Raw genomic sequence first — 7,890 nt, forward strand, 5'->3', positions numbered from 1 at the left:
TCGCTCCGTAGCCCGTGACATCACTGTTGCCGACGCGCCTGGAACCGGTGATCGATCCGGTTTAGCACGACGTTAACCAGCGTGACGAGCACCAGAACGAACAACATCAGCGAGTACATGTCGTCGTTCTGAAAATTGTTATACGCATAACCGATCGCGTAGCCGATCCCCGATCCGGACAGGATGAACTCCGAGGCAATCACGCCGATGAACGCATACGCGACCGACAGCTTCACGCCGGTGAACAGGTACGGCAGCGTCGCGGGCAGCTTGATATGGATCGCCGAGCGCCATGGCGACAATCGCATCACCTGGGCGCTCTTGTGCAGCGCGCGTGGAATCCGGTCGAGCCCGTTAAGTGTCGCGGTGATCATCGTAACGACGGCGAGCATCACGGCGATGGCGATGATCGGCAGCGAGCCGACGCCGAGCAGCACGATAAAGACCGGATAGAAGATGAACGTCGGCACCGCGTAGTAGCTCGACAGTAGCGGTTCGAGCGGCCGCCGCACCGACGGCAGCGCATGCAGCACGAGCCCGAGCGCAAAGCCGAGCAATACCGACACAACCGATGCAGCCACGATATCGAGCAGGCTCGTGACGATATCGCGATCGAACTTGCCGCCACGCAGCATCTCGATGCCGTGCGTCACCATCGCCGACGGCGGTACCAGCACCGCCGCGGGAATCACACCGGTACGGCACAGCAGCTCGACCAGCGCGACAAACCCGGCAACGACGACAAACCGTACGACAGTTTCGGTTTTCACTTCGAACTCCTTCGTCCGGTCAGTGCATGCCCATGACCTTCAGCGATTCGGCCCGCAACTTCTCCCACAGGCGCGCGTTCACTTCGCCGAAGCGCGGCGTCGACACCACGCGACTGTCGCGTGAGCGCTCCCAACCGGTTTCGACGATGTCGATGAAGAGACCCGGTCGTGCCGACATCACGCCGACCCGGTCGGACAGCATCGCGGCTTCGTCGAGTGCGTGGGTGATCAGCAGCACGGTCGCCGAGGTTTCGCGCCACAGGCGCAGCAGTTCGTCGCCCATCAGCAGACGCGTCTGCTGATCGAGTGCGCCAAAGGGTTCGTCGAGCAGGATCAAACGCGGCTGGATCACCAGTGTGCGCGCAATGCACACACGCTGCCGCATACCGCCCGACAGTTGCGCCGGATACGCGCCCGCAAAATCTTTCAGACCCATGAAGCCGAGTGCGTAATCGACCCGGCGCGCGATCTCCGCACCGTCGACACCCGCCATACGCAGACCAAACGAAATATTGTCGCGCACCGTCAGCCATGGGAACGACGCGTCTTCCTGGAACACCACGCCGACGCCGTCGGGCACACCCTTCACCGGCTGCCCCTCGAACATGACGGTACCGGAGCTCGGCTTCGCGAGACCGGCGAGTGCATCGAGCAAGGTGGATTTGCCGCAACCGGACGGTCCGACCACCGAGAAGAACTCGCCCTTCGTCAGCGTCAGATCGATCGGCCCCAATGCATGAAACAGCTCTTTCGAGCCGTTCTTGTTGAAGTAGCGCGTGACGCCGGTCAGCTCGACATGCGCTTCTTGCGGCACGGCCGTCCGCGCTGTCGACGTCTCGACGATCTGCAACGCGGGCGGCGCATTCCACGCTTTCATAGCTTGCTCCTCGCTTTGAGGTCGGCGGGCAGGAAGCTCGTGTCGACGAGTTTCGACCAGTCCACGTCGCCGTTCAGTTCGCCGATCAGCTTGAGACCATCCGTCATGCGATCGAGCTCGGCGCGATCGAATTCGCCGGTGCTCCACATGTGCGACTTGACCATGTTGTCGACTGCTTCGCGCGCAACGTCAGGCGTGAGCTTGAAACTCGTTTCGAGCAGCTTTGCGGCGGCCACCGGATCGGCATACGTCGCATCGACACCCGCGCGACGACCCGCGATGATCGCGCGTAGTTCGTCGGGATGGCTCTTGGCGAATTCGCGTGTGGTGATGCCGACCGAGGTAGTCATCGGCTGCAGGACGTCGCCGGCGCGATAGACGGTGCGGTACTTGTCCTTGCGGATGATCGACAGCGGTTCGATCAGCACGGCACCCGCTACGGCGCCCTGCTCGAGCATCGTCAGGCCGTTCACGTAGCCGCCGGACGCGACGCGCTGCACCTTGTCCGCATCGACGCCTTTGGCCTTCAGCACCATTAGCAGCAGCATTTCGGAGACACCTTTCGGCGACGTGATCGCGACTTTCTTGCCGGCCAGATCGGCGACGCTGTGTACGTTCGAGTTCGGCATCGTCACCATCGATGCTTCCGCGACGCTGCGCGTGCCGACGTTGACGATCACCAGATCGAGGCCCTGACGTTGCGCGGCGAGCGCCGCGGCCACCGCGACTTCGCCGTACGGCGTCTTGCTCGCGAGGATATTGCGCACCGTCGTGCCGCCGCCACCCGAGGTCAGAATGCCCGTGATGTCGACGCCGGCTTTCTTGAAGAGCCCCTTGTCCATCGCTACCGCATAGGGCAGCCCGTAGAGACTGCTGCCCCACTGCGTCACCGAGATCTCGTCGGCGTGTGCAGCGGACCCATGCAGAGCGCCCGCGGCCATAACCAGCGATGCACCGAACGTCGCGCAGACCCGTTTGAGGAAACACTTCATGTATAGCACTCCAGGCGAGGGAACCGGATGGGGACTCCGATGGCTATAGAAGCTCTGCACCGCCGACGCGCTCGATCTGGTAGCAAAATGAGCGTACACACGGTAACTGCAAGATTAGTTGCAATGAGCATGCCATGGTTAGAGGTGTTTACCCGCGTCCGAATCGTCGTTGAACACGGATAAAAATCCTTTTGAATTCAACATATTAAAAACATTCCGAAAGCGCATCGAGACTGACATCGGGCTTTCCACCGGTACCGCGACGCACCACCGAAAAACATGTACACACTATAAAAGCGCACCACTGCAAATCATCCCGAGGTTGGTGCAGCGCATCTTGCGAGTGGTTTGCGTTCACTTGGCGCCCGGAAGCTACTCGCCGTCCGGACCGCACAGTTTGCGCAGCAGATGCAGCACCGCGACGCGCTCTACGGCATTGAGGTCGCTCATCGTCAGCTCGCTGATGCGCGCGGCCGTCGGTGTGGTCTGTTCGAGCAGCGCGAGCCCGCGGCCGGTCAGCTCGACGATGCTCTTGCGACGATCGTCGGGGCTACTCTGCAACTCGACGAGCCCACGCGCCTGCAAACGCTCGATGATGCCGCGCACCGTTGCCCCGTCGATCGCCGTCGCCTTGCCGAGATCGCTCATCGACGACGGCCCGAGCCGGCGGTTCGCACTGAGCACGGCGAATTGCACCGCGGTGAGCTGCGGGTCGTCGATGGTCTGGCTGAAGATCGCGAGATGCCGCTGATAGGCACGGCGCAGCAGATGCCCGATCTGCTCCGAGAATTCATAGCCGGAAGCGTCGAGTTGCGCCGGTGCGATCGGGTCGGGAAGAGACTTGGGCGGCGCCATGATCGGTCGTGATCTCGCGGAAGTAGATGAAGGACGCAGCGGCAATCGATGCCCGCAACGTCCGCGCCATTCTACAAACTTTCCGCGTGGGACCTATGCCGCATTTGCAGAGGTGCGTGTCAGGAATACGGGGGACTCATCTGACAACAGATCAATCAGACGACGGTGGCGAGAGGCGGTGCATCGACGAGACGCGCCATATGCAGTGCATCGACGAGTACGCCGTCCTGCATCGCATAACCGCGCGAGCGGCCCTCTTCGATAAAGTCGAACTTGCGATACAACGCAATCGCGGCCGCATTGTCGGCGAACACCATGAGTTCGAGGCGCCGCAAACCAAGCGAATGGTCCGCACAGTCGATCAGCGCCCGCATCAGCGCCGAACCGACGCCGCGCCTGCAATACGCGTCGTCCACGGCGATACTTAAGTCCGCTCCATGCGCGCACGTCGGTCGATATGCACGCAACCCGCCATGCCCGACTACACGGCCGTCGAGCTCGGCGCAGATCGAGGTGCTTCCGCTGGAGAAGCGGCCCAGCAAGACAGTCATCGCTTCAGCGCTGCGATAGCCGAGCGACAGCGTGCCGTGTCGCACGCCAGGCTGGCTGAAAATGGCGGCAACCGCGGCCATATCCTCGGGCTCGCAGGCTCGCACTGTCACATGGCTACCTGTTGCCGCTTCGTTTCGTGTTGTGTCTTCGTTCATCGTGCTAACCCGCGGCGAACGGCGCGGGTTCACGCAAGCGCGCCATGAAATAGTCGTCGATCAGCACGCCATCGCGCAACACCGCACCGCGGCGCCGGGCTTCGACCTCGAAACCGAACGCGCGATACAGCGCAATCGCCGCGTGATTGTCCGCGAACACCCGCAATTCGACGCGGCGCAGACCGAGCCAGTTGTCGGCGAGATCGAGCAGTTCGGTCATCAGCGCACGGCCAATGCCGCGCCGATGCCACGCATCGTGCACACCGATGCTGATCGATCCCGAATGCGCCCGACGCCCCTTGTTAGACATCAGCCCTGCTTCGCCAACCAGCGTGTCGCCGATCGTTGCCACGATCGCGATCTGCGACTCACCGAGTTTCTCGATGTACTCACGCGTGCTGGCGAGCGTCGCGAAAGGCTTGAGCGGATTGCCGTGCATCGATGCAGGTAGCCCCATCAAAACGTGAAGCTGCTCGGCATCGGCCGGGCACAGTGCGCGCAGCGTCAAACCTTCAGGCAGTTGTGTAGATGTGGTATCGACCGGTCGATTCATACGCTCACAAAGTCAGTTCGAACGAGCGCACCAGCGCACCAGGCAACTGCATGCCGCCGGTCGCGCGTTCGCCGTAGGTCGAGTCGCTCAGCAGCAGTTCGGGCTGTGCGCCAAGTGCTTCGAGCTGATCGCCGAGCACGTGGTACAGGCTGTCGTCGAAACGCATTGCATCGATCGGCGCGACGATCTTGCCGTGCTCGACCCAGAACGTCGCGAAGCGCGTCATGCCGGTCAGCCGGCAGTTCATCGGATCGGACACGTTGACGTACCAGAGATTGCCGATATACAGGCCCGTGTCGAGCTTTGCCAGCACGTCGTCGTCAGGCAGGTCGCCTGGCAGCATCGACAGTGCAACGGGTGTTTCGGCTGCCAGTGCGCCGTTCGGTTGCAGGTTGTACTCGCGCGCGCTGCGTGCGTTGGTCAGGCGCGCGGCACTGCGTCCCGCATCGATCAACGGCACGCTCTCGCGCACGTAGCCGTCTTCGTTGAAGGCCGGCGTGATGCCGAGATCCAGGTCTTCGCTGAGCGTCACGCGTGGATCGAGCGCCGCTTCGCCTGCGTGCAGCTTGCGCAATACGCTGCGTGAGGTTGCGTGCGCTCGCGCGGAGAAACCGCTCCACGACGCCACGCCGAGCAGTTCCTCGAGCGCCGCCGGTGCAAGCCACGCTCGATAGCCGCCAGGCGTCAACGCCCGCGGCGTCAACGCGAGCACCGGCAAGCGGGCCGCAGCCTGTTCGATTTTCTGTGCGAATACCGCATCGCTCCAGTCGTCGCCTGCGTAAGTCGTCTTGATCGCGCGACCGCTCGGGTCGTACAGCGACCAGCTGAAATTGAAGCTGTCGACTTCGTACCAGCCGCGGCTGCCGCCTGTCGACGCAAAGCCGCGCACGATCGTCCCGCCCGCGTAGAAGCCGACGAAGTCGAGTCCTTGCGCGCACTCAGCCACGGTACGGATTAATGCCTGCGCATCGGGCAGATGGCCGGAGCGGCGCGTCACGCGCTGCCACTTCGTCGTATCGAACAGCAGATGCGGATCGTCCGCGGCATCGCGCAGGCTGTCGCGCAGCGCAGCTAGCGCGCCGCCGATTGCGTCGAGATCCTGCTGCAGGTCGCCGCATACCGTGAACGTCGAATACGCCTGGCGCGCACCGTCGATCAACCGCAGCGTCAGCTTGCCCTGCGACACGCTGCCGATCTGCCGCACCTTGCCCGCATTGAAGCGGATAAAGTCGGACTGTTCGGCAATAAACGAACTCAGCGTCGTTTCCGCCCCTTGCTGCAAACCTTCGATTTCATCGGCGAGCCGCGTGAAATGAGCCTGCCAGTCGCGCTCGCTCATCATGCGCCTCCAAACACGTCGACGTTGCTGAACACGCAGGCCGGCGACGCGTGACCGACGCGTACGACCTGCATCGGTTCGCCCTTGCCGCAGAATGGTGTGCCGTACACACCGCGCGTTCCGGCATTACCCACCGCGGCGAGACTGCGCCAGAAGTTCGCCGAGATGCCGCGATAGTTCGGCTGCTTCACCACTTGTGTGAGCTTGCCGTTTTCGATCAACTGGCCGAACTCGCAGCCGAACTGGAATTTGTTGCGATGGTCGTCGATCGACCACGACGTATTCGTGCGCATCATGATGCCGTGCTCGATGTTGCCGATCATTTCGTCGAGCGTACTGGTGCCCGGTTCGATGTTGAGGTTCGCCATGCGGTCGATGGGTGGGCGGTTCCAGTTCGACGCGCGCGAATTCGCGACGCCAGGCATCTTCGCACGCTGCTGCGAAAGCGCGCCGCCCAGCGGGCGCTCGAGCACGCCGCCGCGAATCAGATACTGCTTGCTCGCTTCCGTGCCGTCATCGTCGAAGCCATAGGAAGCCGCTTCTTCGCGCAGCTCAGGGTCGAACGTCACGTTCAGCAGTTCGGAGCCGTAGCGATACGAGCCGAACATCTCCTGCTTGACGAAGCTCCAGCCCGCGAAATTGCGCTCGTCGCCGAGGATGCGGTCCAGCTCGAGCGGATGACCGATCGACTCGTGGATCTGCAGCATCATCTGGTCGGGCATCAGCAACAGGTCGCGTGGACCGGAAGGACAGTTCGGCGCGGCCAGCAGTTGCAATGCTTCGTCGGCGACACGGGCACCGGCACCGTCGAAGCCGAAACGCGCCAGCACCTCGATGCCGCCCTGCGAGAGCGTGCCGTAGCTGCCGAGCGTACGCACCTGCGTATCGCCGTCCGCGTGCGCAGCGACGCTCATTGACGGCAGCAGGAAGCGGAACTGCTGATCGATCCGCACACCGTCGCTGGTGATATACAGCTGGTCGGTATGCGTGATCTGCACACCGGCGATGCGCTCGACGATCCGCGCATCGAGATTCGCGCTCGCGCATTCGTGACGCAGCAGATCGAGCCATTCGGCGCGCGACGGCAACGCCTGCTGCAGATTCGGCGATGCGTAGCGGCCGTTCGCGGTAGGCCGCGCCACCTCGCGATGATCGATCAACGACAACGCGGCGCTTGCGTGCGCCCGTGCGGTCGCGATATCGAGCGCGGCTTGCAGACCCGCTGCCGACAGGTTCGCTGTCGCCGCGTAACCGGCACCCGCGCCGACCCATGCGGTCAGCATCGCACCACGATCGCGGTTCGTGCTGAGCGGCTGTGCGACATCGTTGCGCACGTCGTGATCTTCGATCTGCTCGTCGACGACCCGCAGCGACCAGAAGTCGGCCTCGCTGTGTAGCGCGCGGGCGGCTTGCGCCCAACGTTCGTCAATCATGCGGTGGTCCTGGAAGAAGCCGGCTGGTTGATCAGCGATGACGCCAGCAACGACTGGGTATAAGGATGCGACGGTGTGCGCAGCACATCGAGCGTATCACCGGATTCAACAATGCGCCCCGACTTCATCACGATCACGCGATGCGCCATCGCGCGCATCACCGCCAGATCGTGCGTGATGAACAGATAGCTCAGCTGGTACTTCTTCTGCAGTTTCGTCAGCAGGTTCAGTACCTGCTTCTGGATCGACACGTCGAGCGCACTGGTCGGCTCGTCCAGTACGAGCAGTTCTGGTTCGACCGCGAGTGCGCGTGCGATTGCGATCCGCTGACGCTGGCCGCCTGAGAATTCGTGCGGATAGCGCA

Annotated in this window: 9 protein-coding genes; all 9 read right to left on the minus strand. The window is 62.9% G+C overall.

Annotated features, from left to right (window positions below; genetic code table 11):
- Window positions 1–20 precede the first annotated feature (20 nt).
- A complete protein-coding gene (locus M0D65_RS31200) occupies window positions 21–770 on the minus strand; it encodes an ABC transporter permease (RefSeq protein ID WP_266255912.1) in 750 nt (249 codons plus the stop codon).
- A gap of 19 nt (window positions 771–789) precedes the next feature.
- Window positions 790–1,647: an ABC transporter ATP-binding protein gene (locus M0D65_RS31205; RefSeq protein WP_266255913.1), complete on the minus strand. Its 858-nt coding sequence runs from the start codon at window positions 1,645–1,647 to the stop codon at window positions 790–792.
- Window positions 1,644–2,639, minus strand: a complete 996-nt coding sequence (locus tag M0D65_RS31210) for an ABC transporter substrate-binding protein (protein ID WP_266255914.1) — start codon at window positions 2,637–2,639, stop codon at window positions 1,644–1,646. Before M0D65_RS31210 ends, M0D65_RS31205 begins: the two co-directional genes overlap by 4 nt.
- A 372-nt stretch (window positions 2,640–3,011) precedes the next feature.
- Window positions 3,012–3,494 carry a MarR family winged helix-turn-helix transcriptional regulator gene (locus M0D65_RS31215; RefSeq protein WP_266255915.1) on the minus strand — a complete coding sequence of 161 codons (483 nt, stop codon included), beginning with the start codon at window positions 3,492–3,494 and terminating at the stop codon, window positions 3,012–3,014.
- A gap of 155 nt (window positions 3,495–3,649) precedes the next feature.
- Window positions 3,650–4,201: a GNAT family N-acetyltransferase gene (locus tag M0D65_RS31220; protein ID WP_266255916.1), complete on the minus strand. Its 552-nt coding sequence runs from the start codon at window positions 4,199–4,201 to the stop codon at window positions 3,650–3,652.
- 4 nt (window positions 4,202–4,205) lie between these two features.
- Complete coding sequence (locus M0D65_RS31225; RefSeq protein WP_266255917.1) at window positions 4,206–4,754, minus strand: GNAT family N-acetyltransferase; 549 nt, start codon at window positions 4,752–4,754, stop codon at window positions 4,206–4,208.
- 4 nt (window positions 4,755–4,758) lie between these two features.
- Window positions 4,759–6,096 (minus strand): TldD/PmbA family protein, encoded by a 1,338-nt coding sequence (locus M0D65_RS31230; RefSeq protein ID WP_266255918.1) that lies wholly within the window; start codon window positions 6,094–6,096, stop codon window positions 4,759–4,761.
- Window positions 6,093–7,526 (minus strand): TldD/PmbA family protein, encoded by a 1,434-nt coding sequence (locus M0D65_RS31235; protein ID WP_266255919.1) that lies wholly within the window; start codon window positions 7,524–7,526, stop codon window positions 6,093–6,095. The genes M0D65_RS31230 and M0D65_RS31235 overlap by 4 nt, the downstream gene beginning before the upstream one ends.
- The coding region (locus M0D65_RS31240; protein ID WP_266255920.1) for an ABC transporter ATP-binding protein at window positions 7,523–7,890 on the minus strand (368 nt) is incomplete at its 5' end. The genes M0D65_RS31240 and M0D65_RS31235, both read right to left, overlap by 4 nt.

Source organism: Paraburkholderia sp. CHISQ3 (genome assembly GCF_030464945.1).
GTDB classification, from domain to species: Bacteria; Pseudomonadota; Gammaproteobacteria; order Burkholderiales; family Burkholderiaceae; genus Paraburkholderia; species Paraburkholderia megapolitana.